Source organism: Pseudomonas cavernae, from assembly GCF_003595175.1.
Classification (GTDB): Bacteria; Pseudomonadota; Gammaproteobacteria; order Pseudomonadales; family Pseudomonadaceae; genus Aquipseudomonas; species Aquipseudomonas cavernae.
Genome location: NZ_CP032419.1, coordinates 22,523 through 49,359 on the forward strand (window position 1 = coordinate 22,523; position 26,837 = coordinate 49,359).

The window sequence follows — 26,837 nt, forward strand, 5'->3', positions numbered from 1 at the left end:
GCCCATGTTTCTTTGAAGGATGTTCCATGGATCGCTACTGCGTGTTCGGCAACCCCATCGGCCACAGCAAGTCGCCGCTGATCCACCGCCTGTTCGCCGCGCAGACCGGCGAGCAGCTGAGCTACGACGCCGTGCTGGCGCCGCTGGACGACTTCGCCGGCTGTGCCCGCGGGTTCTTCGCGAGCGGCCTGGGCGGTAACGTCACAGTACCATTCAAGGAGCAGGCGTTTCGCCTCGCCGATCAGTTGAGCGAGCGCGCTCAGCGGGCCGGCGCGGTGAACACCCTGAAAAAACTCGCCGACGGCCGCCTGCTCGGTGACAACACCGACGGCGCCGGGCTGGTCCGCGACCTGACGGTGAATGCCGGTTTCCCCCTCGCCGGCCGGCGCATCCTCCTGCTCGGTGCCGGCGGCGCGGTGCGTGGCGTGCTCGAACCCTTGCTCGCCGAGCGCCCGGCGGCACTGCTGATCGCCAACCGCACGGTGGCCAAGGCCGAGGAGTTGGCGCGGTTGTTCGCCGATTGCGGCCCGGTATCGGCCAGCGCGTTCGACGGGCTGCACGAGCCGGTCGATCTGATCGTCAACGGCACCTCGGCCAGCCTCGCCGGCGAGCTGCCGCCGCTGACGCCGAGCCTGATCGTGCCCGGCCACACGCTGTGCTACGACATGATGTATGGCAAGCAGCCGACCGCCTTCAACCGCTGGGCCGCGGCGCACGGCGCGGCGCGCACCCTCGACGGCCTGGGCATGCTGGTCGAGCAGGCCGCCGAAGCCTTTTACCTCTGGCGCGGCGTGCGCCCGGACAGCGCGCCGGTGCTGGCCGAATTGCGCCGACAGCTGGCCGCCGGCTGAGCGCGCAAGCGCGGCGATCTGCGCTATAGCTGATAGGAGGGCGGCGTCACGCGCGGGGAGGCCGTCCGCAGTGCCGGGCTGGCCCGCGATACGTCTGCCGGAGACGCTGCGATGCTCACGCCCAGTTGCTTAGCCAGGTTGCCCGACCGCGCTCTTTCGAGTTGCACCCGTGCAGTGCGGATGGCGCTGACCGAGGCGCGCCGCTGGACTCCGGGGTTGGCCGCCGAGAGGCCGTACGCCGCGGCTTTCCGTATACTGGCGGGCCCGCCGCCGCGTGCTGCGGCCCCCTCTGCCATCCAGTCCGTGAAGTCCCCCGTGAAAATCCGCCATTTGCTTGTAAGCCTGCTGCTGTGCGGCAGTGTTGTAGTTGCAGCGAACGCCGCCGGCGCCGATAAGCCCAAGGCCAAACCGGTGCAGGAGCTGGCCTCCGGCAGCGCCCTGCTGGTCGACCTGCAGACCAACCAGGTGCTGTATGCCAGCAACCCCGATATGGTGGTGCCGATCGCCTCGGTGACCAAGCTGATGACCGCCATGGTCGCCCTCGACGCCAAGCTGCCGCTGGATCAGCAGTTGCCCATCGTCATCAAGGACGTGGCGGAAATGCGCGGGGTGTATTCGCGGGTGCGCATCGGCAGCCAGATCAGCCGCCGGCAGATGCTCCTGCTGGCGCTGATGTCCTCGGAAAACCGCGCCGCCGCCAGCCTTGCCCACCACTATCCGGGTGGCGTGCCGGCCTTCGTCGCGGCGATGAACGCCAAGGCCAAGGCGCTGGGCATGAACCATAGCCGCTACGCCGAGCCCACCGGCCTGTCGGAAAAGAACGTCTCCAGCGCCCGCGATCTGGTCAAGCTGCTCAAGGCCAGCCAGCAGTACCCGCTGATCGGCCAGTTCAGCACCACCCGCGAGACCATCGCGGTGTTCCGCAAGCCCAGCTACAGCCTGGGATTCCGCAACACCAACAACCTGGTGCGCAAGGCTGACTGGAGCATCCAGCTGACCAAGACCGGCTTCACCGACGAGGCCGGCCATTGCCTGGTGATGCGCACGGTGATGGGTGGCAAGCCGGTGGCCTTTGTGGTCCTCGATGCGTTGGGCAAATACACCCACACGGCCGACGCCAACCGCCTGAAGAAGTGGGTGGAGACCGGCAAGGTCACCCCGATCCCGGCGGCGGCGAAGAGCTACAAACGGCAGAGGTTGGCCCAGCGCCAGCTGGTCGCGCAGTAACAGGCGTTCGCGGCGCGGCGCGTTGATCCCCTTTCCCGGTTACCTGAGAGGGTTAGGGAGAGGGCCATGGGTGGGTGGCCTATTCGCCGCTCTCCCGCGCGTGCGGGAGAGGTCATTCAGGGCTGTTCTGGCCGTAGCCGTGCACCGACGTAATCGAGAAAGCAGGTGATCCGCGAGGCCAGCGCGGTGTTGCGGTAGTACACCGCGTGGACCGGTTGCCGCACTTCCACCGTGTGCGCGCCCAGCACCTGGCGCAACGCACCGCTGGCGCGGTCTGCGGCGGTCATGAAATCGCTCAGATAGACCAACCCAGCGCCGGCCAGGGCCAGCTGGCGCAGGGTCTCGCCGCTGGAGGCGCTGAGGCTCGGGGCAATCGCCAGAGAATCGCCCAGCGCATGGCGCAACGGCCAGTGGTTGAGGCTCTCCGGCTGGGTGAAGCCGAGCAGGCTGTGGCCGGCCAGGGCGTCCACCGTCTGCGGCTCGCCGTGTTGCTGCAGATAGTCCGGGCTGGCCAGCACGCGCAGGCGGTTGCTGCCCAGCGGCCGCGCATGCAGGGTCGAATCACGCAGCGGGCCGATGCGGATCGCCACATCGGTGCGCTGTTCCAGCAGGTCGATGATCTGCTCGCTGCTGTGCAGTTCCAGCTCGATCTGCGGGTACTGCGCACGAAAACCGGCCACCAGCGGCACTATCACATGCAGCATGAACGGCGAGGCGGCGTTGACCCGCAGGCGCCCGGCCGGCTGCTGCCGCCGCACGGCGATCTGCTCCTCGGCTTCCTCGACGCTGGCGAGAATCCTGCGCGCCTGGGCGAGAAACGCCGCGCCCTCCTCGGTCAGCTGCAGGCGCCGGGTGGTGCGGTGCAGCAGGGTGACTTCCAGCTTCTCCTCCAGCCGGCTCAGCGCGCGGCTGACGCCCGAGGCGGTCTGCCCCAGTTGCTCGGCGGCGGCGCTGATGGAGCCGCTGTCGACCACGCGGGTGAGGGCGAGGAGTTCATCGAGGGTGGTCTTCATGGGCTGAGCCTGGGTGGAGTTTGCTAGTCCGTAGCCCGGATGCAATCCGGGAAGCGGAGCTGCCGGTCTCCCCAGATTGCATCCGGGCTACGTCGCTATTTATGGGATTCCCGCGAAGGCGGGACCCAGAAAACCACAGGCAACTCATGACATCCAGTCAAATACCCCTGGCCTGAAGCCGGCTTTTCCGCATGAGACTGGCGTAGACACTGCGCGCCAGCAACCCTGATTCGCGGCGAAACTCCTGCCATCGCCTTGCTGGTGCTGGGTGGTTACTGGATAGGCAGGCTTACCACGGCTTGGCTTTCACTGTGGCAATACGGTTCAAGCGCTACAACTTCACGCCAGTTACTCGTAGCGGTTGGAGCGGCGCGCGCGCCAAGCGCCTGACACTGGGGGCGCGCGGGTTGGCGGTAATGGCCGGTCCGCTGCACTGATCGGCGCGGCCTAGATATCGACGCCCAGCTGCCAGCCCGACGTGCTGGGGCGGCGATCCTGGCCGCTGCGGCGGTCTGCTTCAAAGCGGATGCTTTGCCGTCGCTCGGGGTTCTGCCGGCGCTCGCCTTTGCTCTTGTCGCGGGTGTCGATCTGGAAGCTGGCTTTTTGCCGCGGGGCTTGCTGCGTTGCGGCCGGCGGCTGCTCGGGCTCAATAGCCAAACCTGGCGAGGAAAACTCTATGGGGTCGAGCTCTGCCATCGGACTGCTCCGTTCCCGGCCTTCGCGCAGGGAACTGCGGATACCTAGCCGGGGTTGTCCCTGCTCAGGCTAGACCGGCCGCAGCGGCCTTGCCATGTCGCTCATCCGGAAGAGCTGGCCGCCCTTCCGGTTTCCCGCTGGGCTCAGCCGCGCGCACCACGCACGCCCTCGGCCAGTTGCTGGCACAGGCCGAGCACGCCGGCGACGGCCTGCTGGTCGTTCTCGGCGTTGGCGATCTGGTCGACCAGCGCCGAGCCGACCACTACGCCGTCGGCCAGGCGGGCGATGGTCGCCGCATGGTCCGGGGTGCGGATGCCGAAGCCGATGGCGATTGGTAGCGCGGTGTGGCGCTTCAGGCGCGCCACGGCTTCCTGCACGTGCTCGAGGGTCGCCGAACCGGCGCCGGTGACGCCGGCCACCGACACGTAGTAGACGAAGCCGGAGCTGCCGTTGAGTACGGTCGGCAGACGCTTATCGTCTGTCGTGGGTGTAGTCAGGCGGATAAAGTCCAGGCCCGCGGCCTGGGCCGGCTCGCACAGGTCTTCGTTATGCTCCGGCGGCAGGTCGACCACGATCAGGCCATCCACCCCGGCTGCCTTGGCGTCGGCGATGAAGCGCGGCACACCGTAGTAGTGGATCGGGTTGAAGTAGCCCATCAGCACCAGCGGGGTGTCGCGGTTGCCGGCGCGGAATTCGCGGACCATCTGCAGGGTCTTGGCCAGGTTCTGCTTGGCGGCCAGGGCGCGGATGTTGGCCAGCTGGATCGACGGGCCGTCGGCCATCGGATCGGTGAACGGCATGCCCAGCTCGATCACGTCGGCGCCGGCGTCCGGCAGGCCCTTGAGGATCGCCAGCGAGGCGTCGTAATTCGGGTCGCCGGCGGTGACGAAGGTCACCAGGGCGGCGCGGTTCTGCTGTTTCAGCTCGGCGAAGCGGCTCTGCAGGCGGCTCATGCTTTGGGCTCCTGTTGCATGTGGTGCATCACGGTCTGCATGTCCTTGTCGCCACGGCCGGACAGGTTCACCACCATCAGGTGGTCCTTCGGCAGCTTCGGCGCGCGTTTGAACACTTCGGCCAGCGCGTGGGACGACTCCAGCGCCGGGATGATGCCTTCCAGGCGGCAGCACTGGTGGAAGGCGGCAAGCGCCTCGTCATCGGTGATCGACGTGTATTCGACCCGGCCGATCTCGTGCAGCCAAGCGTGTTCCGGGCCGATGCCGGGGTAGTCGAGGCCGGCGGAAATCGAGTGGGCGTCGATGATCTGGCCGTCGTCGTCCTGCAGCAGGAAGGTGCGGTTGCCGTGCAGTACGCCGGGCACGCCGCCATTCAGGCTGGCCGCGTGCTTGCCGGTCTCGATGCCGTGGCCGGCCGCTTCGACGCCGATGATCTGCACGCCGGCGTCGTCGAGGAAGGGGTGGAACAGGCCCATGGCGTTGGAGCCACCGCCGATGCAGGCGACCAGGCTGTCCGGCAGGCGGCCTTCCTGGGCCTGCAGCTGCTCGCGGGTTTCCTTGCCGATCACCGCCTGGAAGTCGCGGACCATCGCCGGATAGGGGTGCGGACCGGCCACGGTGCCGATCAGGTAGAAGGTGTTGTGCACGTTGGTCACCCAGTCGCGCAGCGCCTCGTTCATCGCGTCCTTGAGGGTGCCGGTGCCGGCGGTGACCGGGATCACCTCGGCGCCGAGCAGCTTCATGCGGAACACGTTGGCCTGCTGGCGATCGATGTCGGTGGTGCCCATGAAGATCACGCACTCCATGCCGAAGCGCGCGGCCACGGTGGCGGTGGCCACGCCGTGCATGCCGGCGCCGGTCTCGGCGATGATGCGCTTCTTGCCCATGCGCTTGGCCAGGAGGATCTGGCCGATGCAGTTGTTGATCTTGTGCGCGCCGGTGTGATTGAGCTCTTCGCGCTTGAGGTAGATCTTCGCCCCGCCGCAATGCTCGGTCAGGCGTTCGGCGAAATACAGCGGGCTCGGCCGGCCGACGTAGTCGCGCTGGAAGTAGGCGAGTTCCTTGAGGAACTCGGGATCCTGCTTGGCCTTTTCGTATTCGGCGGCCAGGTCGTGGATCAGCGGCATCAGGGTCTCGGCGACGTACTGGCCGCCGAAGTGGCCGAACAGGCCTTTGGCGTCAGGGCCGGTGCGAAAAGAAGTCATGGGGGCAAGCTCCGGGTTTGCAGTGCGATGGGGCCATTCTACCCCTGGCCGGCGCCTGGAAAAGCGATTAGATTGCCCTGACCTGTCAGAAAAACTCACGGATAACCATGGCCCAGGAACTCCCGCCGCTGAATGCCCTGCGCGCCTTCGAGGCCGCCGCCCGGCTGCTCAGCATCAGCCAGGCCGCTGCCGAACTGCATGTCACCCATGGGGCGGTGAGCCGGCAGATCCGCGCCCTCGAGGAGCATCTCGGGCTGAGCCTGTTCAGCAAGGACGGGCGCGGCGTAAAACTCACCGATGCCGGGCTGCGCCTGCGCGATGCCAGCGGCGAGGCCTTCGAGCGCCTGCGCGGGGTCTGTGGCGAACTCAAACAGGGCCGCGCCGACGCGCCATTCGTGCTCGGCTGCCCGGGCAGCCTGCTCGCCCGCTGGTTTATCCCGCGCCTGGACCGCCTCAACCGCGAACTGCCGGAGCTGCGTCTGCAGCTGTCGGCCAGCGAGGGCGACCTTGACCCGCGGCGCGCCGGCCTCGACGCCACCCTGTGGTTCGCCGAGCCGCCGTGGCCGGCGGACATGCGCGTCTACGAGCTGGCGGAGGAATGCATCGGCCCAGTGTTCAGTCCGCGCTATGCCCGCGCCGCCGAGCTGCTCAGCGCGCCGGCGGCGGCGCTGCTCCAGCAGCCGTTGCTGCACACCGCCTCGCGCCCGCAAGCCTGGCCGCAATGGGCGCGCGGGCAGGGCCTGGAGGCCGCGCAGCTGCAGCTCGGCCAGGGCTTCGAGCACCTGTATTACCTGCTGGAAGCGGCGGTCGCCGGTCTCGGCGTGGCCATCGCTCCCGAGCCGCTGGTGGCCGACGAACTGGCCGCCGGGCGCCTGCTGGCGCCCTGGGGCTTCGTCGCCACCCCGGCGCGCCTGGCCCTGTGGGTGCCGGCGCGCAATGCCGACAGCCGCGCGCAGCGCTTGGCGGCCTGGCTGACCGAGGAGCTGCAGGGCGCAGCGCCGGCGTAGGTTGGGCTGAGCACAGCGAAGCCCAACGCCGATGTCTAGCCTGCCTAAGGCGTTGCGCTCAACGCCCTACGTTGGGCTTCGGCGCTACGTGCCTCAACCCAACCTACGTCTCCGGTCTGCGTGGCGCTCCGTCTCAACCCCGGTGATTGCTGTAGTACAGGTAGCCGATCAGCCCAACTACGCCGAGCATCAGGCCGGCGCTGGCCAGCGGGTGTTCGCGGCCGTAGTCGCGGGTGGCGGCGCCGGCCTGGTAGGTCTTGTCCTTCATGTCCCGGTAGGCCTCGCCGAGCAGCTCGCGCGAGTGGCCCAGGGCATTCTCGGCGCGCGCCTTGATCGCCCTCAGGGCGGGGGCCGAGGAGCCGCTGGCGCCGTCCTTGAAGCTTTCCAGGGCGGCGATCAGTTGCTCGATCTCGGTTTCGAGGCTGCGCAGGGATTGGGTGCGGGATGCGAACAGGGCCATGGTCGTTCTCCTCTGTTGTGGGGCAGTGAAGATTCCGACTGCACCGGGCGGGGAAAGTGCGACTAATCTGAATTTCGAGGGCCTGCTGCCCGTCCGAATTGTCTCAGGCCCGCTGCCTGTGGGCTTCACCGTCGAGGAGAACATCTATGTCCGATCACCACACCTACAAGAAAGTCGAACTGGTCGGCTCGTCGAAGACCAGCATCGAGGACGCGATCAATAATGCGCTGGCGGAAGCGGCGAAAAGCATCAAGCAAATGGAATGGTTCGAGGTCGTCGATACCCGCGGGCATGTCCTCAATGGGGCGGTCGCCCACTATCAGGTGACCCTCAAGGTGGGCTTCCGCATCGTCAACAGCTAGGCTGGATATGCCGTCCACCCAGCGGACGGCCATCTTTCACCATGACGAGGGAACGTTTTCGATGAACAGAGTCCTGCTTGCAATCGGCCTGTCGGTCCTGGCCTCCTCCGCTTTCGCCGGCAAACCTTGCGAAGAGCTGAAGGCGGAAATCGATGCCAAGCTCAAGGCCAAGGGAGTCAGTAACTACAGCCTGGAAATTGTCGACAAGGGCAGCGCCAGCGACAAGAAGGTGGTCGGCAACTGCGACGGTGGCACCAAGGAAATCGTCTACCAGCGCCATTGATCGTGAGGTAGCGGCTCAGAGCCGGCGTGACCTTCGGGCGCGCCGGCTTTTTCTTAGCTATGTCCCAGTGATGTGTTGGGCGAGCATCGGGGTATGGGCGCTTTTTGCTTTTATCCCCTCGCCCCTCTGGGGAGAGGGTTAGGGAGAGGGGCTGAACGATCAGGTCAACGCCTTCCCTGCCTGATTTCCCTCTCCCCCAGCCCCTCTCCCATGAATGGGAGAGGGGAGCCAGAGCGGCGCATCGGTTGCTACACGTAACTGGGACATGGCCTTTTCATGGGGCTTGTCAGGGCTTGTCTGCCGGCGGATCGCCCCCACATAGACAGGACGACCCAGGAGGCCCCATGACCCGTTTGGCAGATATCCAGATTTCCACCCTCGACCTCGCCCCCGTCCGTGCCGACGGCGGCGCGGCACAGGCGCTGCACAATTCCCTGGCCCTCGCCCAGCACGTCGAGCGGCTCGGCTACCGGCGCTTCTGGGTGGCCGAGCACCACAACATGGACGGCATCGCCAGTTCCGCCACCGCGGTGCTGATCGGCTACCTGGCCGCCGGCACCTCGCGCATCCGCCTCGGCGCCGGCGGGGTGATGCTGCCCAACCATGCGCCGCTGGTGGTGGCCGAGCAGTTCGGCACCCTGGAAAGCCTGTATCCCGGGCGCATCGACCTCGGTCTCGGCCGCGCCCCGGGGGCCGACCAATACACCGCCCACGCCCTGCGCCGCGAGCGCTCCGGCAGCGCCGACGACTTCCCCGCCGACGTCGAGGAGCTGCAGCGCTACTTCGGCCTGCGCACCCCGGAGCAGCGCGTCATCGCCATGCCCGGCACGGGCACCAACGTGCCGCTCTGGCTGCTCGGCTCGAGCCTGTTCAGCGCCCAGCTGGCCGGGCTCAAGGGCCTGCCTTATGCCTTCGCCTCGCACTTCGCGCCGCGCCTGATGCACGAGGCGATCCGCGTTTACCGCAACCACTTCACCCCCTCGGCGGTGCTCGACCAACCCTATGTGATGCTCGGCGTGCCGCTCCTCGCCGCCGACTCCGACGAGCGCGCCGAATACCTGGCGACTTCCGCCTACCAGCGCATCCTCGCCCTGCTCCGCGGCCAGAGCCTGGTGCAGCGGCCGCCGCTGGCGAGCATGGATGGCCTGTGGCTGCCCCACGAGCGCCAGGCAGTCGGCGACTTCCTCGGCCTGGCGGCAATCGGCGGCCCGGAGAAGATCCGCGCGCGCCTGGAGGTGCTGCTGGAGCAGACCGGCGCCGACGAGCTGATCTTCACCTGTGACATGTACGACTTCGCCGATCGCCTGCGTTCCTACGAGATTCTGGCCGAGTTGCGCGGCTAGCTTCAGAAGGGGCCGCAGCGCGGCATGATCTCGTTGCGCGCCAGGACCTTGCGCTGCTCGTCGTACAGCCAGGCCATCGGCTGGTTGGCCGCGTTGCGTGCCTCCAGGCGGTAACGTTGGCCGGCGCTGAAGCCGTCGTAGCGGATTTCCAGGTAGCAGGTCAGCAGGGAGGGTTCGGCGTTCATGCCCATGCCGCCCATTCCGCCCGCTCCGCCGCCGATTTCGAACTGGTAGCGGACTTCCAGTTCGTGTGTGCCGGGGTCGACCTGGAAATAGCGGCCGTCATTCCAGCGCTTGCCGTCCAGACGGTTGGCCATCAGGGTATCGCTCGGTTCGGGATGCACCTCGATCCAGGCCCTTTGCGGGTCGGGCGCGGGCAGCTTGCCGGCGCAGGCGCTCAGGCTGATGGCCAGGAGGGGGAGAAGAAGGGCGCGCATGGCAAAGGTCTCGATGATTGCGGACTTCCTCTAAGCGTAGCCGCCGGCACCTTAAAACTCACCGCAGCCGCCTTCACGACCGCGCGCCAGCAGCTGGTTCTGCTCGTCGTACAGCTTGGCCCAGGGACGGAAGCCGATATGTCCGGCCACCAGGCGGTAGCGCTGACCGGCGGCGAACTGTGGGTACTCGAGGTTGAGCCGGCAGTCGCGCTGATGCGGCGGGCTGCTGGGGCCGATGTTGCTGGCCTCGACGGCGAACTGCAGACGCACCTGCAGTTCATGGGCACCGGGGCTGACCTGGAAGAAGCGCTCATCGTCCAGCGGCTTCTCGTCCACCTGATTGGCCAGCAGCGTGCTGTCGGGGTTGGTGCGCAGATCGACCCAGGCCTGGCTGGGATCATGGGGCGGCAACAAGGCACAGCCGCCTAGCGAGAGCAGGCTGATGATGAGAAGCGAGGTGCGCATGCGGGGCTCCGGCGATCGACAGGGGGTGGGTGGTGGCGCTGGAGTACGAGCACGGGATGCAGTAGTGTCCGGCCATGTCACCGCTTGATTCCTGCTTACTCGACCGCATCCGGCTCCGTTGGGTTCCCCTGCTGCTGCTCGTGGGGCTGAGCGGTTGCACCAACGGCGAGTACTACGCTCAGCTGTTCGACGGCCAACTCGACCTGCTGCGTCGCCGCGAGCCGGTCGCGGCGATAGTCGCCGACCCCGCGCGTGACCCCGAACTGCGCCGGCGTCTGGCCATGGCCGAGCAGGCGCGTGCCTTCGCCAGCCGCGAACTGGGCCTGCCGGACAACCGCAGCTACCGCCTGTACGCCCAGCTCGAGCGGCCGTTCGTGGTGTGGAATCTGTTCGCCGCCCCGGAGCTGTCGCTGGCGCCGCTGACTCACTGCTTCCCCGTCGCCGGCTGCGTCGCCTACCGCGGCTACTACGCCCAGGGCGCGGCGCGCGGGGCGGCGGCGCTGCTCCAGCAGGACGGCTGGGACACCTATGTCGCCGGCATCGAGGCCTATTCCACCCTCGGCTGGTTCGACGACCCGCTGCTCAGCAGCATGCTGCGCTGGGACGACGAGCGTCTGGCCGCGCTGATCTTCCACGAGCTGGCCCATCAGCAGTTCTATCTGGCCGACGACACCGCCTTCAACGAGTCCTACGCCAGCTTCGTCGAGCGCGAGGGGCTGCGCCAGTGGCGCGCGGCGCGCGGCCTGGCGCCGACCGACCAGCGCGGCGAACGCCAGCGCGAACAGTTCACTGCGCTGATCCTCGCCAGTCGCGCGCGCCTGGAGCGGCTCTATGCCAGCCCTGTGGCCGATGGGCGCAAGCGCGCCGCCAAGGCCGCCGAATTCGCGCGCCTGCGCCGCGACTACCGGCAGCTGCGCGATGGCCCCTGGCAGGGCGATGGCCGCTACGACGCCTGGATCTACGCGCCGCTGAACAATGCCAAGCTGCTGCCCTTCGGCCTCTACGATCAATGGCTGCCGGCCTTTGCCGCGCTGTTTCGCCAGGTGTGGGGCGATTGGCCGGCCTTCTACGCACGGGTGCGCGCCCTCGGCAACCTGTCGCCGGCCGCGCGCGCGCAGGCGCTGCGGATCCTGGCGGCGAACCCGGCGGCGTCGGCGGCGGTCAAAAACTCCACAGCATTCACAAGCGGAGGTGAGCGATGAACAGATGGATGGTAATCGGCCTGCTCGGCCTGTTGGCGGGCAACGCCCTGGCGGCACCCAAATCGTGCGAGGAGCTCAAGGAGGAAATCGAAGTGAAGATCCAGGCCGCCGGGGTGGCCAGCTACACCATGGAGATAGTGCCGAACGCCGAGGTCAAGGACCCGAACATGGTGGTCGGCAGTTGCGAGGGCGGAACCAAGAAGATCATCTATCAGAAGAACGGCAACTGAGCCGTGGCCGCTGCGATGGTGGAAAACGCTGCGCGGTTTTCCACCCTACGAGGGCCCGCTGCAGCCGTAGGATGGGTTGAGGAGCGTAGCGACGATACCCATCGAACCGTGGCGATGGGTATCGCTGCGCTCAACCCATCCTACGACCCTACGCAAAGGCGCGGTGCAGTTCGTCCAGCGTGGCGAAGTGATAGGTCGGCGCCTCGGCCGCCAGTTCAGCGTGACTGCCGAAGCCGTAGCCGACCGCCGCGCAGTCCAGGCCATTGCGCCGCGCGCCGATCAGGTCGTGCTTGCGGTCGCCGATCATCAGCGCGCTCGTCGGCTCCAGGCGCTCTTCGGCGAGCAGGTGGGCGAGCAGTTCGACCTTGTCGGTGCGCGTGCCGTCCAGTTCGCTGCCGTAAATCAGCTTGAAGTGCCGGGCGAAGCCGAAATGGCGGGCGATCTCGCGGGCGAACAGGCTCGGCTTGCTGGTGGCGATATACAGGCTGCGGCCCTGGCCGTTGAGCAGCTCGAGCAGCTCGTTGACCCCCTCGAACACCCGGTTCTCGTACAGCCCGCTGACGCTGAAACGCTCGCGGTAGAAGCCCACCGCCTGCCAGGCGCGCGCCTCGTCGAAGCCGTAGCTGGCCATGAAGCACTGCAGCAGCGGCGGCCCGATGAAGTGCTCGAGGCGGCGCAGGTCCGGCTCGTCGATGCCGAGCTTGGCGAGGGCGAACTGCACCGAGCGGGTGATGCCCTCGCGCGGGTCGGTGAGGGTGCCGTCGAGGTCGAAGAGGATGTGTGGGTAATGCATGGACTTCATCGATCCGAATGTGCGGCGGGCGCGGAGGAACGGTAGCGGACTCCGGCGCGCAGCGAACAATCCGCCGCGCGGTACCGTACTACAGTGGCAGGTCGTAGCCTTCGGCCAGGTGCAGGTCCTTGAGTTTCACATAGTTGTCGGCGCTGTAGCTGAAGAACGCGCGCTCCTTGTCGGACAGCGGCCGTGCCTGCTGCACCGGGCGACCGACGTACAGGTAGCCGCTGGCCAGGCGCTTGCCCGGCGGCACCAGGCTGCCGGCGCCGATCACCACCTCGTCCTCGACCACCGCGCCGTCCATAACGATGCTGCCCATGCCGACCAGGATGCGGTTGCCCAGGGTGCAGCCGTGCAGGGTGACCTGGTGGCCGATGGTCACCTCGTCGCCGATCACCAGCGGGTAGCCGTCCGGGTTGAACGGCCCGGCGTGGGTGATGTGCAGCACGCTACCGTCCTGCACGCTGGTGCGCGCGCCGATGCGGATGCGGTGCATGTCGCCGCGGATCACCGTCAGCGGCCACACCGAGCTGTCCTCGCCCAGTTCGACATCGCCGATCAGCACGGCGCTGGCGTCGACGAACACCCGCGCGCCGAGTTGCGGGCTCATGCCCCGGTACTTACGAATCGCCACGATAGAAACCTCTTAGAGCCTGTTGATGATCTGCTGCGCGTCGGCCATACCGCGTTGAAGGCGGGCTCAGCCTGCTCATTTACCACGCGTAAACTGCGCGGCTTCGCCCGCCTTCGCCTTGTCTGGCCTTAGCTCGCAAGATCCTAAACAGGCTCTTAAGCTGCGGCCCGCGCCGATTGTAATTAAGATGACGACCATGCGGGAGGCAAACACGCCCCCAGCCCCTTTCCGCCTCCAGGTGAATGCCGTGACTGCCAGCAATCCCCTTTCCAGCAATCCGTTGCTGCAAGATTTCGACCTGCCGCCCTACTCCGCCATTCGCCCCGAGCATGTCGAGCCGGCCATCGACCAGATCCTCGCCGACAACCGCGCCGCGATCGCCGCCCTGCTCGCCGAACGGCCGGCCGCGCCGAGTTGGGACGCCCTGGTGCAGCCGCTCGACGAGCTGCATGCACGCCTCGGCCAGGCCTGGAGCCCGGTCAGCCATCTGAACGCGGTGTGCAACAACCCCGAGCTGCGCGCCGCCTACGAGGCCTGCCTGCCCAAGCTGTCGGAATATTGGACCGAGCTGGGGCAGAACCGTGCGCTGTTCGACGCCTACCAGGGGCTGGCCAGCAGCCCGGCGGCCGAGGGTTTCGAGGTGGTGCAAACGACCATCCTCGAGCACGCCCTGCGCGATTTCCGCCTGTCCGGCATCGACCTGCCGGCAGCCGAGCAGCAGCGCTACGGCGCCATCCAGATGAAGCTGTCCGAGCTGACCAGCAAATTCTCCAACCAGCTGCTGGACGCCACCCAGGCCTGGACCAAGCAGGTCGACGACGAAGCGGCGCTGGCCGGCCTGACCGATTCGGCCAAGGCGCAGATGGCCCAGGCCGCCGCCGCCAAGAACCTCGACGGCTGGCTGATCAGCCTGGAATTCCCCAGCTACTACGCGGTGATGACTTACGCCGACGACCGGGCCCTGCGCGAGGAGGTCTACACCGCCTACTGCACCCGCGCCTCCGACCAGGGCCAGAACGCCGGCCAGCACGACAACGGCCCGCTGATGGTGGAGATCCTCGACCTGCGCCAGGAGCTGGCCAAGCTGCTCGGCTTCGCCCACTTCAGCGAGTTGAGCCTGGCGACCAAGATGGCCGAATCCACCGCGCAGGTGCTGAGCTTCCTGCGCGACCTCGCGGTGCGCAGCAAGCCATTCGCCGTCCGCGACCTGGAAGAGCTCAAGGCCTTCGCCGCCGAGCAGGGCTGCGCCGACCTGCAGAGCTGGGACGTCGGCTACTACAGCGAGAAGCTGCGCCAGCAGCGCTACAGCATCTCCCAAGAGCAGGTGCGCGCCTGGTTCCCGATCGACAAGGTGCTGACCGGCCTGTTCGCCATCGTCCAGCAGCTCTACGGCATCGAGATCGCCGAACTCCAGGGCTTCGACGGCTGGCACCCGGACGTGCGCCTGTTCGAGATCAAGGAAAACGGCCAGCACGTCGGGCGTTTCTTCTTCGACCTCTACGCCCGTGCCAACAAACGCGGCGGCGCCTGGATGGACGGCGCGCGCGACAAGCGTCGCTCGGCGCAAGGTGAATTAATCAGCCCGGTGGCCAACCTGGTGTGCAACTTCACCCCGGCGGTCGGCGAGCAGCCGGCGCTGCTGACCCACGACGAAGTCACCACCCTGTTCCACGAGTTCGGCCACGGCCTGCACCACCTGCTGACCCGCGTCGAGCAGGCCGGCGCCTCGGGCATCAACGGCGTGGCCTGGGATGCGGTCGAGCTGCCCAGCCAGTTCATGGAGAACTGGTGCTGGGAGCCGCAGGGCCTGGCGCTGATCTCCGGCCACTTTGAGACCGGCGAGCCGCTGCCGCAGGACTTGCTGGACAAGATGCTGGCGGCGAAGAACTTCCAGTCCGGCTTGATGATGGTGCGCCAGCTGGAGTTCTCGCTGTTCGACTTCGAACTGCACGCCAGCCACGGCGACGGCCGCAGCGTGCTGGAGGTGCTCGAAGGCATCCGCGCCGAGGTGGCGGTGCTGCGTCCGCCGGCCTTCAACCGCTTCGCCAACAGCTTCGCGCACATCTTCGCCGGCGGTTACGCGGCCGGGTACTACAGCTACAAGTGGGCGGAAGTGCTGTCCGCCGATGCCTTCTCCAAGTTCGAGGAAGACGGCGTGCTCAACCCGGCCACCGGCCGCGCCTTCCGCGAGGCGATCCTCGCCCGTGGCGGCTCGCAGGAGCCGATGTTGCTGTTCGTCGACTTCCGCGGCCGCGAGCCGAGCATCGACGCGCTGCTGCGCCACTGCGGGCTGAGCGAGGAGGCGGCATGAGCGACACCCCGAAGAACCTGACCAAGAAGCGCTTCATCGCCGGCGCCGTGTGCCCGGCCTGCAGCGAGATGGACAAGATCCAGATGTGGGAGGAGGACGGCGTGCCGCACCGCCACTGCGTGGCCTGTGGCTACAGCGACACGCTCAATGCTCAGGGCCAGTCGGTGCCCAAGGAACTGGCCACCCGGGTCAACGTCAGTGCCTTGAAGAAGCCGGCGGATGCCAAGACCCAGGCGGTGCAGTTCTTCCCCAATCCGAAGCTGAAGAAGCCGGAGTAGCGGCGAGCGGCACTGTGCCTTGTCGTAGAGGCCAGCTTGCTGGCGATCCCTGCGTCTCGGGACGGCGGGCTAGGCTGTTACCCGTAGGGTGCGCCGTGCGCACCGGATCGGATAAGGAGAGCCCGCCGTGAGCCGCCGATACACCCCACCCGGCCTGTCGTATGCCTGTCATGTCGCACGGGAGCGTAGCCGCCGTGCTTGATCGCTACCATCTGGTCGAGGCGCTACGGGCGGCGCGCCTGCCGCAGTCGCCGATCAGCCCGGTGCTGCGCCAGAAGGCCGGGCCAAAGGGCCGCTGGGCGTTCTTCCTGCTGCTCGCTGCCGGGCTGCTGTACGCCTTCGCCAGCCTCTATGCCGACATCCTCGGCAGTGGCGCCCAGTTGCGCTTCGGCCTGCCGCTGCTGGTGCTCGGCACGGCGCTGCTGATCGCCCTCGGTTTCGAGTTCATCAACGGCTTCCACGACACCGCCAACGCGGTGGCCACGGTGATCTACACCAACGCCTTGCCGCCGAATGCCGCGGTGCTGCTGTCCGGGCTGTGCAATTTCCTCGGCGTGCTGCTGTCCAGCGGCACGGTGGCCTTCGCCATCGTCGCCCTGTTGCCGGTCGACCTGATGCTGCAGATCAGCAGCGGTGCCGGGCTGGCGATGATCTTCGCCCTGCTGATCGCCGCCATCCTGTGGAACCTCGGCACCTGGTGGCTGGGCCTGCCGGTGTCCTCGTCGCATACCCTGATCGGCTCGATCGTCGGCGTCGGCCTCGCCCACGGCCTGATGGACGGCTATGTCGATGCCAGCGGCGGCGACTGGCAGCAGTTGCTCAAGGTCGGCTATGCCCTGCTGCTGTCGCCACTGGTCGGCTTCGTCGGCGCCGCCCTGCTGTTGCTGGCGCTGAGTCTCGGCCTGCGCAACCGCAACCAGGCGTTGTTCCGCGAGCCGCAGGGGCGCACGCCGCCGCCCTGGTGGATTCGCGGGCTGCTGATCCTCACCTGTTCCGGGGTGTCCTTCGCCCATGGCTCCAACGACGGGCAGAAGGGCATCGGCCTGATCATGCTGATCCTGATCGGCACGGTGCCGCTGTCCTTCGCCCTCGACCGTGCCCAACCGCAGGCGCAGACCCAGCAGTTCATCGTCCTCGCCCAGGCCGGCGAGCAGGCGCTGCGGCGGGTCGCGGCGGGCCCGACGCCGGCCGAACCGCGCCAGGTGCTGATCGACTACCAGCGCAGCGAGCAGGTCGGCCCCGAGCTGCTGCCGGCCCTGGCCGCGCTGCTCGCCAGCCTGAGCAGCGAGCTGCAGCGCTACGGCAGTCTGGCGGCGGTGCCGCAGGAGGCGGTGCTGGCGCTGCACAACGACCTGTACCTGAGCGCCCAGACCATCCGCCTGCTCGATCACCAGCAGCAGCGTTTCGATGTCGAGACCTGGAGCCGCCTGCAGGCCCTGCGCGTGGAGGGCGAGGCGGCGATCCGCTTCATCCCGCTATGGGTCAAGGTGACGGTGGCCTTCGCCCTCGGCCTCGGTACTTTGGTCGGTTGGCGGCGCATCGTCGCCACTGTCGGCGAGGGCATCGGCAAGACGCGCATGACCTATGCCCAGGGCGCCGCCGCGCAGCTGGTGGCGATGCTGACCATCGGGGCGGCGGACGGCTACGGCCTGCCGGTATCGACCACCCATGTGCTGTCGTCCGGGGTGGCGGGAACCATGGTCGCCAACGGCAGCGGCCTGCAATGGACGACCATCCGCAACCTACTGCTGGCCTGGGTGCTGACCCTGCCGGCGGCGATCGGCCTGGCGGCCGGGCTGTACTGGCTGTTCATCTGGCTGTTGTAGGGCGTCGTGCGCACCAAGCCTACGGTCTGAGTCCATCGCGAATGAATTCGCGCCGACAGGTCGGCTCGGTAGTTGGCGCCGTTACGTAGGATGGGTTGAGGCGCGTAGCGACGATACCCATCGCGGCGCTGTCGATGGGTATCGCTGCGCTCAACCCATCCTACGGGAGCGCCAATCGCCCGTTCGGCTCAGGCGCGGAAGAACTTGCCCGGAGTGCAGCCGAACTGCTGGCGGAAGGCGGCGATAAACGCCGAGGTCGAGTCGTAGCCGCAGGCCAGCGCCACGTCGGTGACCCTCTGGCCCTGTTCCAGCGGCGTCAGCGCGCCGAGCAGGCGCAGGCGCTGGCGCCAGGCGCGGAAGCTGAGGCCGGTGTCGCGCAGGAACAGCCGGCTGAGGGTCTTTTCCGATACGTCCAGGCGTGCGCTCCACTGCGCCAGGGTCTCCTGCCGCTCCGGGTGTTGCTGCAGGCTGCGGCAGAGTTGCTGCAGGCGTTGGTCATGCGGCAGCGGTAGCATCAGGTCGACTTCCGGTGCCGCGCTGAGCCGATCGAGCAGCACCTGCACCAGGCGGCCGTCTTCGCCGTCCTCGGCATATTCCACCGGCAGGGCGCTGAAGGCGCGGATCAGTTCGCGCAACAGCGGGCTGACCCGCAGCACCCGGCAACCAGCCGGCGCCCAGCCGGTCACCGCGCAGTCGAGGTACAGGCTGCGCATCTCGGTACGCGGCGCGCTGAAGACCCGGTGCGGCAGGCCCGCCGGTACCCACACGGCGCGCTGCGGCGGGGCGACGAAGCGGCCGGCGTCGGTGTGCACTTCGAGCACGCCGGCGATGGCATAGGACAGCTGCACCCAGGGATGGCTGTGGCGGTAGGTGAGGGCGCGGTTGGGCAGCGATTCGACGCGCCCGTAGACTGGACGCGGCAGGCGGGCGAGTCCGGGAATGCTGCGCCGCACCGGCTGGTTTTGTCCTTTAGGCGACATTAGCGGGTTCTTTGGCGTTAGTCGGAATTTCTTGGCCAAGGTAGTGTGTGCCGCACCTGGCCTGCAAGCATGAGACGCCGTCATGACCCGCCCCCGTTTCCTCCCCGACAACTTCACCCTCACCCTGCTCGGCGTGGTCCTCCTCGCCAGCCTGCTGCCGTGCAGCGGCCAGGCCGCGGTGGCCTTCGGCTGGCTGACCAACGCCGCCATCGCCCTGCTGTTCTTCCTGCACGGCGCCAAGCTGTCGCGTCACGCGATCATCGCCGGCGCCAGCCACTGGCGCCTGCACCTGTTGGTGTTCGCCTGCACCTTCGGGCTGTTCCCGCTGCTCGGCCTGGTGCTCAAGCCGCTGCTGGCGCCGCTGGTGACCCCCGAGCTGTACCTCGGCGTGCTCTACCTGTGCGCGCTGCCGGCCACCGTGCAGTCGGCCATCGCCTTCACCTCGCTGGCGCGCGGCAACATCCCGGCGGCGATCTGCAGCGCGGCGGCTTCCAGCCTGTTCGGCATCTTCCTCACGCCGCTGCTGGTGGCGCTGCTGCTCGGCGTGCACGGCGACGGCGGCTCGACCCTGGATGCCATCGGCAAGATCACCCTGCAGCTGCTGCTGCCGTTCATCGCCGGGCAGATCGCCCGGCGCTGGCTGTTCGCCTGGATCGAGCGCAACAAGCACTGGCTGAAGTTCGTCGACCAGGGCTCGATCCTGCTGGTGGTCTACGGTGCCTTCAGCGCGGCGGTGATCGAGGGCCTCTGGCACCAGGTGCCGCTGCCGGCGCTGGCCGGCCTGGTGCTGGTCTGCGTGATCCTGCTGGGGCTGGTGCTGCTGCTCACCCGCTGGCTCGGCAAGCGCCTGGGTTTCGACCAGGCCGACCAGATCACCATCGTCTTCTGCGGCTCGAAGAAGAGCCTGGCCACCGGCGTGCCCATGGCCCAGGTGCTGTTCGCCGGCGGCAGCCTCGGCATGCTGATCCTGCCGCTGATGCTGTTCCACCAGATCCAGCTGATGGTCTGCGCGGTGCTAGCCGAGCGCTATGCCCGGCGGCCGGAGTCGGTCGCCGCACCGATGGCGCGCGTCGACCCCTGATCGGCGGCGCCCGCCTGCCCGCGGTCGTCGGATCCCGCTATCATCGGTGCCATGACCGCCCCCTTTCCCATCCGCAAGGAGTGTCCGCCCGGCGCTTGCATTTGCGAGCGTGAGCGCCTGCTGCAGGACATCGACGCCGACCTGCGCGTGCTGCAGCTGACCCTGCAGGAGGAGAAGCGCCTGGTCGAGCGCCTGGAAAACCTCGTCGACCTCGCCGACCTGGAGCGCATGCAGGCGCGCCTGCACGCGCAGCTCGGCATCACGCTGCGCATCGCGCCGAGCCTCAACGAGGTGCGCAGCATGCGCGGCATCGGCATAGTCGTCGACGAACAGTCGGGCCTGTGCCGCAAGACCCGCCAGGCCATTCCGGCGGCGATCCGCCGCAGCCTGGAACAGCGCCCGGAAATCGCCTACGCGATTCTCAACGGCAACGACCTGCTGCGCGACGCCTGAAACGAGCGTTGCCATTCGGCGGCCGGGGCTTGCTTGCGAGCAGATGACTCAATACTGTTTATATATACAGTAATCGAGTGTCTTGTCATGGCCCTTCCACCCCGCGGTCGCGGTACCGCCAGTAACCCCCACAACCGCTTCGCCCCGACCCGCTCGGTGGCCGAGGACGACGGCTGGTATCAGGACGAAGTGCCGCCGAGTCGGACCACCGAAGTGCGCCATGAGCTGGCGAAGAGCGTGATCAGCCGCAACCAGTCGCCGGATGTCGGTTTCGACCGCTCGGTGAACCCCTACCGCGGCTGCGAGCACGGCTGCATCTACTGTTTCGCCCGGCCCAGTCATGCCTATTGGGACATGTCGCCGGGCATCGATTTCGAAACCCGCCTGATCGCCAAGACCAACCTGGCCACGCGCCTGGAAGAGGAGCTGAGCAAGCCCGGCTATGTGCCTAAGCCGATCGCCCTGGGCATCAACACCGACGCCTACCAGCCGATCGAACGCGAGCACCGGCTGACCCGCCAGGCCCTGGAGATCTGCCTGCGCTATCGCCATCCGCTGCACCTCATCACCAAGAGTTCGCTGATCCTGCGCGACCTCGATCTGCTCGGCGAACTGGCCAGCCTGAATCTGGTCAGCGTGGCGTTCAGCCTGACCACCCTCGACGACGAGCTCAAGCGCATCATGGAGCCGCGCGCGGCCGCCCCGGCGGCGCGCCTGCGCAGCATGCACGCGCTGCACGAGCACGGCGTGCCGGTCAGCGCGATCTGTGCGCCGATGATTCCGATGATCAATGACCGCGAGTTGGAGCACATGCTCGAGGCTGCCCGCGACGCCGGCGCGCAGTCGGCCGGCTATGTGCTGCTGCGCCTGCCGCTGGAGATCGCCGAACTGTTCGAGGAATGGCTGCGCGCGCATTTCCCCGAACGCGCCGCGCATGTGATGAGCCTGATCCGCCAGAGCCGCGGCGGTAAAAACTACGACAGCCGCTTCGGTGCGCGCATGCGCGGCGAAGGGGTGTTCGCCGATCTGCTGGCGCAGCGTTTCCAGCTGGCCATCAAGCGCCTGGGGCTGAACAGCCGTGAGGGTTTCGATCTCGACTGCTCGAGTTTTTGTCCGCCGGGCAGGCAAATGGCGCTGTTGTAGAGGCCTTAGTGGTAACGGCGCAATTAACTTGCCACGCGCTGCGCTTGATCGAGCTCCAGCCCGACACCGAGAAGGCGGAAGAGGCACGGCCAGCGTTGTAATTCGACGGCCTCAAAGCGGCATTTCACCCGCTTGGCGCGTGTCTAGAAAATCTGCGGCGGCTCACCCACCCACGGCCCTCTTCAATCTTGTTCACTGATCAGAAGCGAATCATTACGACCTCTTTAGTCCTAGCCAAGCCAGTGCCGAAACAGGTGATGGTGAATAGCTGCAGAAATATCTAACAAACAGGCTCAAATCGACTAACTGACGGGTGGAGTTTTAACTTCTGACATCAAGTTATTTCAGAAATAAGCGCTGGTTTTTACCATGCACTATACTTCTTACTAGTTTTTTCCACCAAGAGTGGTTTTGCTAGTTTGGCGCGCTTGAAAGTAGGATTAATAATTAATTTTACGCAGCTGTTTGGCAGCAATGCTTTTGCATAGAGAATGAGCAACAGAAACAGGATGAAGAGAAAATGGCGATAGCAATTATCTTGATTCTAATCGTTGTTGCATCAGTACTGTTCCACCTATTCGCGCCTTGGCAGGTGACGCCGGCAGCTTCCAATTGGGGGTCAATAGACACCACGCTGCTTATTACCCTGGTGATTACCGGACTATTTTTCATCGTCATCACGGTATTTATGGCCGTTGCGGTGTTCCGTTATCGTCACAAGGAGGGTGCCAGGGCGGCCTACCAGCCGGAAAATAAAAAGTTGGAATGGTGGTTAATTGGCGTGACCTCGGTGGGTATTGCCGGCATGTTGGCGCCAGGCCTGGTTGTTTATAGTGATTTTGTCCGCGTGCCGAAAAATGCTTATGAACTCGAAGTGATTGCCCAGCAGTGGCAGTGGGCCTTTCGCTTTTCCGGCCAGGACGGCAAGCTGGGCAGGTCGGATGTTAAATGGGTCGACTCCACCAATTCCCTTGGCCTCGATCCCAAAGATCCCGCCGGGCAGGACGATGTGCTTATTAGAAACAATGAAATTCGTCTGCCGCTCGATCAGCCGGTGAAAGTCTTACTACGCTCTAAAGATGTGCTGCACAACTTCTATATACCGCAGATTCGCAGCAAGATGGATATGGTGCCGGGTATGGTGTCCTACTTCTGGTTTACCCCGACTAAAACCGGGAAGTTTGAAATCCTCTGCGCTGAATATTGTGGCCTCGGTCATTACAGCATGCGCGGCCATATGATCGTGGAGGAACGGGACGCTTTTGCTCAATGGCTGAACAGCCAACCGACTTTTGCCCAGACCTTAACGGCGGCAGCCAAACCCAGCCGGGACACAGTGCTGGAAAAAGGCCGCCAGTTGGCGGAAAACTACGGCTGCCGTGCCTGTCATAGCCAGGATGGCAGTGCCAGTCTCGGCCCGGGATGGAAGGAACTGTACGGCCGCACGGAACAGCTGGTCGATGGCCGCAGTGTGCTGGTCGATGAGGCCTACCTGAAGGAGTCGATCCTCGATCCCAAGGCCAAGCAGGTCCAGGGTTATCCGCCGGTGATGGTGCCCTATACTCTCACTGAAGATGAGCTGGGTGCGCTCGTCGCCCTGATCAAATCACTGGGTGCCGGGCAGCAAGACGCTGAGCCCTCTGCCAGCGAAGCGCCGAGCATGGGTGACGATCTGGCGGCAGAGGGACAGCGATTGGCCGAGTCGCTCGGCTGTCTGGCCTGCCACAGTGTCGATGGCAAGCAGGGTGTCGGCCCCAGTTGGCAGGGGCTGTATGGCAAGACAGAAACCCTCGCCGATGGGACGAGGGTAAAGGCCGACGAGGACTATATAAAAGATTCGGTTCTTAATCCTAATGCCGTAATCGTCAAAGGCTATGCCCCTACGATGCCGGCCTATGCCTTAAGCGATAAGGAGTTGAACGCACTGATCGCTTTTATCAAATCCAAAGTGAATGCCAACGCTGAGGTGAAATAGGGTGGAGTCGGGAAAGTTGCCGTAAGCAGCCAGGAATACACCGAAACCTCACCAGGAGGATGACGTGACGACCTATGCGGAGCAAGCTGAAAAAGAATTACTGCATGAGCCAAAAAGTTTCCTGACTAAATATATCTGGAGTCAGGATCATAAGGTCATAGCCGTTCAATATTCCTTGACGGCTATATTCGTGGGTATTATCGCCTTGGTCTTGTCCGGCCTGATGCGCATGCAGATTGGCTTTCCCGGTAGTTTGGAGTTCATGGACGCCAGTGCTTACTATCAGGCGATGACCATGCACGGCATGATCATGGTCATTTATTTGCTGACGGCCCTGTTCCTGGGGGGCTTCGGCAACTATCTGATCCCACTGATGGTGGGCGCCCGCGACATGGTCTTCCCCTATGTCAACATGCTGAGTTACTGGTTCTATCTGCTCTCGGTATTGGTGCTGCTCGCCAGTTTCTTTGTGCCTGGCGGCCCCTCCGGTGCGGGTTGGACGCTCTATCCGCCACAGGCCATTACCAAGGGCACCCCGGGGGCCGAGTGGGGCATAGTCCTGATGCTCGTCTCACTGGCGATTTTCATTGTCGCCACCACCATGGGTGGGTTGAACTACGTCACCACGGTGTTGCAGGCGCGCACGCACGGCATGACTTTGTTTCGCATGCCGCTCTCCGTCTGGGGCATTTTCATGGCCTCGATTCTGGCCTTGCTGGCCTTCCCGGCGTTGTTTGTCAGTGCGGTCATGATGCTGTTCGACAAACTGCTGGGCACCAGCTTCTTCATGCCGACGATCATCTCGATGGGCCAGCAACTCGATCATCAGGGTGGCAGCCCGATATTGTTCCAGCACCTGTTCTGGTTCTTCGGCCACCCGGAAGTTTATATCGTCGCCCTCCCCGCCTTTGGTCTGGTGTCGGACTTGATCAGCACTCATGCGCGCAAGAATATCTTCGGTTACCGCATGATGGTGTGGGCCATTATTGCAATTGGCGTGCTGAGCTTTGTGGTCTGGGCGCACCATATGTATGTCAGCGGCATGAACCCGTACTTTGGCTTTTTCTTCGCCACCACCACCTTGGTCATCGCGGTGCCGACCGCGCTGAAAGTCTACAACTGGGTGCTGACCCTGTGGCGGGGGGATATCCATCTGACCGTGCCGATGCTGTTTGCCTTGGCCTTTATCGTCACCTTTATAGTCGGCGGTCTGACCGGGTTATTTCTCGGTAATGTGATCGTGGATATTCCACTATCGGACACTTATTTTGTCGTGGCTCATTTTCATATGGTCATGGGTGTTGCCCCGATATTGGTGGTGTTCGGCGCCATTTATCATTGGTTCCCGAAAATAACCGGACGCCTGTTGAATGACACCCTGGGCAAGTTGCATTTCTGGATTACCTTCCTGGGCACTTACCTCATCTACTTCCCCATGCATTACCTGGGTTTCTTGGGCATGCCCCGGCGCTATTACGCCTATCAAGGCTACGAGTTCATCCCGCAGTCGGCGCAAGACTTGAACGCCTTCATTACCGTGGTCGCCTTGGGCGTCGGCGTTTCCCAACTGCTGTTCCTGTTCAACCTGGCCTGGAGCCTATTTAAAGGCCAGCCCGCCGGCAGTAACCCCTGGGGCGCGACCAGTCTGGAATGGCAAACGCCGGACACTCCGCCGATACATGGCAACTGGGGGGCGAAGCTGCCGGTCGTGCATCGCTGGGCCTATGACTACAGCGTGCCGGGAATAGAACAGGATTTTGTCCCGCAAACGGTCTCCGCGGAGGAGTTGGAGCAGCTGCGGCAACGCAGTGCCGAAACCAAGATAGCGGGCGTTAAACCATGAACAGACTGCTGTTGAGAAACGCCGACGGCGATGACCCGGGTGGTAGCTGGAGTCGCGATCCTGAGGGTATCCAGGCCGCCGAGGGTGCCGATAGAAGCCAAACCGCAAGATTGGGCCTGCGCCTGTTTCTGGTCGTGGTGAGTTCGTTATTCTTGCTCTTTCTGATCGCCTTTATCGCCCGCTCACAAGTGGCCGACTGGCTACCCCTGACCGAGCCCTTGGCGCCATTAGCCAATCCCTGGCCGCTTTGGCTGAATACGGCGTTACTGGTATTCGCCAGCATCACCCTGCAGTGGGCGCGGATGGCCGCCCGCCGGGGGCACCTTGGCGCAACGGTCATTGGCTTTGCGTTGGGCGGCGTGTTCGCGCTTGCCTTTCTGGCGGGACAACTCTGGGTTTGGCAGCGGTTTGTCGCCTGGGGTTATTTTGTCTCCAGCAACCCGGCCAACAGCTTCTTCTACCTGTTGACCGGCCTGCATGGCCTCCACCTGCTGGGCGGCCTGGTCGCCTGGAGCAGAACCGGCGTTAAATTCCTGCACCGCGTGCCGTTGTCGCAACTCAGCGCCAGCGTAGAGCTCTGTGCCATCTATTGGCATTACTTACTGGGTCTTTGGTTGGTGCTATTCGCCCTGCTGACCAGCACTCCGGAAACCTATGCAGCCATCGCCGCATTCTGCGGCCTGAGGTGAACAGCCATGGCAGCGCATCCACCTGCCCCCGGGGAGCCAGGTTCAGCCTACACAGCAGACTCACCCAGCACGCCTGCTCCTGGATGGCAGGGCATCGCCAGCGATTGGGCCTCGGATAAAGACGCCTTCAAACAGGTGCCCTGGGGCAAGGCGATGATGTGGATATTCCTGCTCAGCGATACCTTTATCTTCACCTGCTTCTTAACCGGCTATATGGCGGTGCGCATGACCACCACCGCGCCCTGGCCGAACCCCAGTGAAGTGTTCGCCTTGACCATCGGCGGCAGCGAGATCCCGCTGATCCTGATCGCCATCATGACCTTCGTGCTGATCAGCAGCAGCGGCACCATGGCCATGGCCGTCAATTTCGCCTACCGCCGCGATCGCGCCAAGACCACGACCTTGATGCTCATGACTGCAGCCCTTGGCGCGACCTTCGTCGGCATGCAGGCATTCGAATGGAGCAAGCTCATCTCAGAAGGGGTGCGTCCCTGGGGAAACCCCATGGGGGCGGCGCAATTTGGTGCCAGCTTTTTCATGATTACCGGTTTCCACGGCCTGCACGTGTCGATCGGTGTCATCTATCTCAGCATCGTGGCGCTGAAGGTATTGCGCGGCGATTACGAACGCTCCGGAAACTATCAGATCGTCGAGATAGCCGGGCTTTACTGGCACTTCGTGGACTTGGTGTGGGTGTTTATTTTTGCTTTCTTCTATTTATGGTAAGTCTGCAGAGGAGCACCGAGGCGATGGCACATGCAGCGGGTCAACAGCATCCAATCAGCTTGTATCTGAAGATTTGGGGGCTGTTATTCGTCCTCAGCACCCTGTCCTATCTGGTCGACTATTTTCACTTCCAAAGTTACTTGCGATGGTCGCTGATCATTACTTTCATGTTGTTGAAGGCGGGTCTAATTGTCTCCATCTTCATGCACATGGCCTGGGAACGGTTGGCCATGGTCTACGCCATACTGGTGCCACCCTTGTGTTTGCTGGTGCTGGTCGGACTCATGGCCGCCGAGGCGGACTATGTTTTCCTGAGTCGGGAAGTTTTCTTCGGGCAATAAACCACTTCCCGCGCGCCCTCGGGGCCC

29 protein-coding genes are annotated in these 26,837 nt (G+C 65.1%); 19 read left to right on the forward strand and 10 right to left on the reverse strand.

Translation table 11 applies throughout. The annotated features are described in order from the left end of the window. Positions 1 to 26: 26 nt before the first annotated feature. Positions 27 to 851, forward strand: a complete 825-nt coding sequence (gene aroE / locus D3880_RS00110; RefSeq protein ID WP_119891518.1) for a shikimate dehydrogenase — start codon at positions 27 to 29, stop codon at positions 849 to 851. 315 nt (positions 852 to 1,166) lie between these two features. After that, positions 1,167 to 2,078, forward strand: a complete 912-nt coding sequence (gene pbpG / locus D3880_RS00115) for a D-alanyl-D-alanine endopeptidase (RefSeq protein ID WP_119891519.1) — start codon at positions 1,167 to 1,169, stop codon at positions 2,076 to 2,078. A 116-nt stretch (positions 2,079 to 2,194) separates the two neighbouring features. Here the strand turns inward: pbpG and D3880_RS00120 are convergent, their stop codons facing one another. From D3880_RS00120 to trpB, 4 genes are all read right to left on the reverse strand, one after another. Continuing rightward, positions 2,195 to 3,091, reverse strand: coding sequence for a LysR family transcriptional regulator (locus D3880_RS00120; RefSeq protein WP_119891520.1), 897 nt, complete (start codon positions 3,089 to 3,091; stop codon positions 2,195 to 2,197). Positions 3,092 to 3,538: 447 nt separating this feature from the next. Further along, on the reverse strand, positions 3,539 to 3,787 hold the full coding sequence (locus D3880_RS00125) for a hypothetical protein (RefSeq protein WP_119891521.1): 249 nt from the start codon (positions 3,785 to 3,787) through the stop codon (positions 3,539 to 3,541). 143 nt (positions 3,788 to 3,930) lie between these two features. Then, positions 3,931 to 4,740 (reverse strand): tryptophan synthase subunit alpha, encoded by an 810-nt coding sequence (gene trpA, locus D3880_RS00130; RefSeq protein WP_119891522.1) that lies wholly within the window; start codon positions 4,738 to 4,740, stop codon positions 3,931 to 3,933. Next, positions 4,737 to 5,945 (reverse strand): tryptophan synthase subunit beta, encoded by a 1,209-nt coding sequence (trpB, locus tag D3880_RS00135; protein WP_119891523.1) that lies wholly within the window; start codon positions 5,943 to 5,945, stop codon positions 4,737 to 4,739. The genes trpA and trpB overlap by 4 nt, the downstream gene beginning before the upstream one ends. 107 nt (positions 5,946 to 6,052) lie before the next feature. Here trpB and D3880_RS00140 point away from each other — a divergent pair, with 107 nt between their 5' ends. Further along, complete coding sequence (locus D3880_RS00140) at positions 6,053 to 6,952, forward strand: LysR family transcriptional regulator (protein ID WP_119891524.1); 900 nt, start codon at positions 6,053 to 6,055, stop codon at positions 6,950 to 6,952. Between the two features lie 133 nt (positions 6,953 to 7,085). Here the strand turns inward: D3880_RS00140 and D3880_RS00145 are convergent, their stop codons facing one another. After that, on the reverse strand, positions 7,086 to 7,412 hold the full coding sequence (locus tag D3880_RS00145; RefSeq protein ID WP_119891525.1) for an ElaB/YgaM/YqjD family protein: 327 nt from the start codon (positions 7,410 to 7,412) through the stop codon (positions 7,086 to 7,088). Positions 7,413 to 7,558: 146 nt separating this feature from the next. Between D3880_RS00145 and D3880_RS00150 the strand changes: the two genes are divergently transcribed. From D3880_RS00150 to D3880_RS00160, 3 genes are all read left to right on the forward strand, one after another. After that, entirely contained in the window at positions 7,559 to 7,774 is a 216-nt protein-coding gene (locus D3880_RS00150) for a dodecin (protein ID WP_119891526.1), read from the forward strand. Positions 7,775 to 7,835: 61 nt separating this feature from the next. Further along, positions 7,836 to 8,057, forward strand: coding sequence for a DUF1161 domain-containing protein (locus D3880_RS00155; RefSeq protein WP_119891527.1), 222 nt, complete (start codon positions 7,836 to 7,838; stop codon positions 8,055 to 8,057). A 344-nt stretch (positions 8,058 to 8,401) separates the two neighbouring features. Further along, complete coding sequence (locus tag D3880_RS00160) at positions 8,402 to 9,400, forward strand: LLM class flavin-dependent oxidoreductase (RefSeq protein WP_119891528.1); 999 nt, start codon at positions 8,402 to 8,404, stop codon at positions 9,398 to 9,400. Between the two features lie 2 nt (positions 9,401 to 9,402). Here the strand turns inward: D3880_RS00160 and D3880_RS00165 are convergent, their stop codons facing one another. Beyond that, entirely contained in the window at positions 9,403 to 9,837 is a 435-nt protein-coding gene (locus D3880_RS00165) for a PA0061/PA0062 family lipoprotein (protein ID WP_119891529.1), read from the reverse strand. Between the two features lie 51 nt (positions 9,838 to 9,888). After that, positions 9,889 to 10,302 (reverse strand): PA0061/PA0062 family lipoprotein, encoded by a 414-nt coding sequence (locus D3880_RS00170; RefSeq protein ID WP_119891530.1) that lies wholly within the window; start codon positions 10,300 to 10,302, stop codon positions 9,889 to 9,891. Positions 10,303 to 10,376: 74 nt separating this feature from the next. Between D3880_RS00170 and D3880_RS00175 the strand changes: the two genes are divergently transcribed. Together D3880_RS00175 and D3880_RS00180 are read left to right on the forward strand one after the other, a co-directional pair. Continuing rightward, positions 10,377 to 11,504: an aminopeptidase gene (locus D3880_RS00175; RefSeq protein WP_119891531.1), complete on the forward strand. Its 1,128-nt coding sequence runs from the start codon at positions 10,377 to 10,379 to the stop codon at positions 11,502 to 11,504. Further along, positions 11,501 to 11,734, forward strand: a complete 234-nt coding sequence (locus D3880_RS00180; RefSeq protein WP_119891532.1) for a DUF1161 domain-containing protein — start codon at positions 11,501 to 11,503, stop codon at positions 11,732 to 11,734. Before D3880_RS00175 ends, D3880_RS00180 begins: the two co-directional genes overlap by 4 nt. A gap of 148 nt (positions 11,735 to 11,882) precedes the next feature. Here D3880_RS00180 and D3880_RS00185 read toward each other — a convergent pair whose 3' ends face one another. Then, entirely contained in the window at positions 11,883 to 12,527 is a 645-nt protein-coding gene (locus tag D3880_RS00185; protein WP_119891533.1) for an HAD family hydrolase, read from the reverse strand. Positions 12,528 to 12,615: 88 nt separating this feature from the next. Then, a complete protein-coding gene (locus D3880_RS00190; protein WP_119891534.1) occupies positions 12,616 to 13,164 on the reverse strand; it encodes a gamma carbonic anhydrase family protein in 549 nt (182 codons plus the stop codon). Positions 13,165 to 13,411: 247 nt separating this feature from the next. Between D3880_RS00190 and prlC the strand changes: the two genes are divergently transcribed. From prlC to D3880_RS00205, 3 genes are all read left to right on the forward strand, one after another. Next, the gene (prlC, locus tag D3880_RS00195; RefSeq protein ID WP_238474387.1) at positions 13,412 to 15,475 is read left to right on the forward strand and encodes an oligopeptidase A; all 2,064 of its coding nucleotides are present in this window, start codon (positions 13,412 to 13,414) and stop codon (positions 15,473 to 15,475) included. Beyond that, positions 15,472 to 15,753 carry a YheV family putative zinc ribbon protein gene (locus tag D3880_RS00200; protein WP_119891536.1) on the forward strand — a complete coding sequence of 94 codons (282 nt, stop codon included), beginning with the start codon at positions 15,472 to 15,474 and terminating at the stop codon, positions 15,751 to 15,753. Before prlC ends, D3880_RS00200 begins: the two co-directional genes overlap by 4 nt. A gap of 194 nt (positions 15,754 to 15,947) precedes the next feature. Next, positions 15,948 to 17,579, forward strand: coding sequence for an inorganic phosphate transporter (locus tag D3880_RS00205; RefSeq protein WP_238474388.1), 1,632 nt, complete (start codon positions 15,948 to 15,950; stop codon positions 17,577 to 17,579). A 188-nt stretch (positions 17,580 to 17,767) separates the two neighbouring features. Here the strand turns inward: D3880_RS00205 and D3880_RS00210 are convergent, their stop codons facing one another. Next, the gene (locus D3880_RS00210; RefSeq protein WP_119891538.1) at positions 17,768 to 18,559 is read right to left on the reverse strand and encodes an AraC family transcriptional regulator; all 792 of its coding nucleotides are present in this window, start codon (positions 18,557 to 18,559) and stop codon (positions 17,768 to 17,770) included. Positions 18,560 to 18,641: 82 nt separating this feature from the next. Here D3880_RS00210 and D3880_RS00215 point away from each other — a divergent pair, with 82 nt between their 5' ends. The 8 genes from D3880_RS00215 to D3880_RS00250 all read left to right on the forward strand — a co-directional run bounded on the left by D3880_RS00215 (position 18,642) and on the right by D3880_RS00250 (position 26,810). Beyond that, positions 18,642 to 19,640, forward strand: coding sequence for a bile acid:sodium symporter family protein (locus D3880_RS00215; RefSeq protein WP_119891539.1), 999 nt, complete (start codon positions 18,642 to 18,644; stop codon positions 19,638 to 19,640). Positions 19,641 to 19,691: 51 nt separating this feature from the next. After that, on the forward strand, positions 19,692 to 20,093 hold the full coding sequence (locus D3880_RS00220) for a hypothetical protein (RefSeq protein WP_119891540.1): 402 nt from the start codon (positions 19,692 to 19,694) through the stop codon (positions 20,091 to 20,093). Positions 20,094 to 20,180: 87 nt separating this feature from the next. Continuing rightward, the gene (locus tag D3880_RS00225; protein WP_119891541.1) at positions 20,181 to 21,236 is read left to right on the forward strand and encodes a PA0069 family radical SAM protein; all 1,056 of its coding nucleotides are present in this window, start codon (positions 20,181 to 20,183) and stop codon (positions 21,234 to 21,236) included. Positions 21,237 to 21,756: 520 nt separating this feature from the next. Next, on the forward strand, positions 21,757 to 23,211 hold the full coding sequence (locus D3880_RS00230; protein WP_119891542.1) for a c-type cytochrome: 1,455 nt from the start codon (positions 21,757 to 21,759) through the stop codon (positions 23,209 to 23,211). A 64-nt stretch (positions 23,212 to 23,275) separates the two neighbouring features. Further along, complete coding sequence (gene ctaD, locus D3880_RS00235; protein WP_119891543.1) at positions 23,276 to 25,054, forward strand: cytochrome c oxidase subunit I; 1,779 nt, start codon at positions 23,276 to 23,278, stop codon at positions 25,052 to 25,054. Further along, positions 25,051 to 25,743: a cytochrome c oxidase subunit 3 gene (locus D3880_RS00240; protein ID WP_119891544.1), complete on the forward strand. Its 693-nt coding sequence runs from the start codon at positions 25,051 to 25,053 to the stop codon at positions 25,741 to 25,743. Before ctaD ends, D3880_RS00240 begins: the two co-directional genes overlap by 4 nt. A gap of 6 nt (positions 25,744 to 25,749) precedes the next feature. After that, complete coding sequence (locus D3880_RS00245) at positions 25,750 to 26,469, forward strand: heme-copper oxidase subunit III family protein (RefSeq protein ID WP_119891545.1); 720 nt, start codon at positions 25,750 to 25,752, stop codon at positions 26,467 to 26,469. A 23-nt stretch (positions 26,470 to 26,492) separates the two neighbouring features. Continuing rightward, entirely contained in the window at positions 26,493 to 26,810 is a 318-nt protein-coding gene (locus D3880_RS00250) for a cytochrome C oxidase subunit IV family protein (protein WP_119891546.1), read from the forward strand. Positions 26,811 to 26,837: the final 27 nt, after the last annotated feature.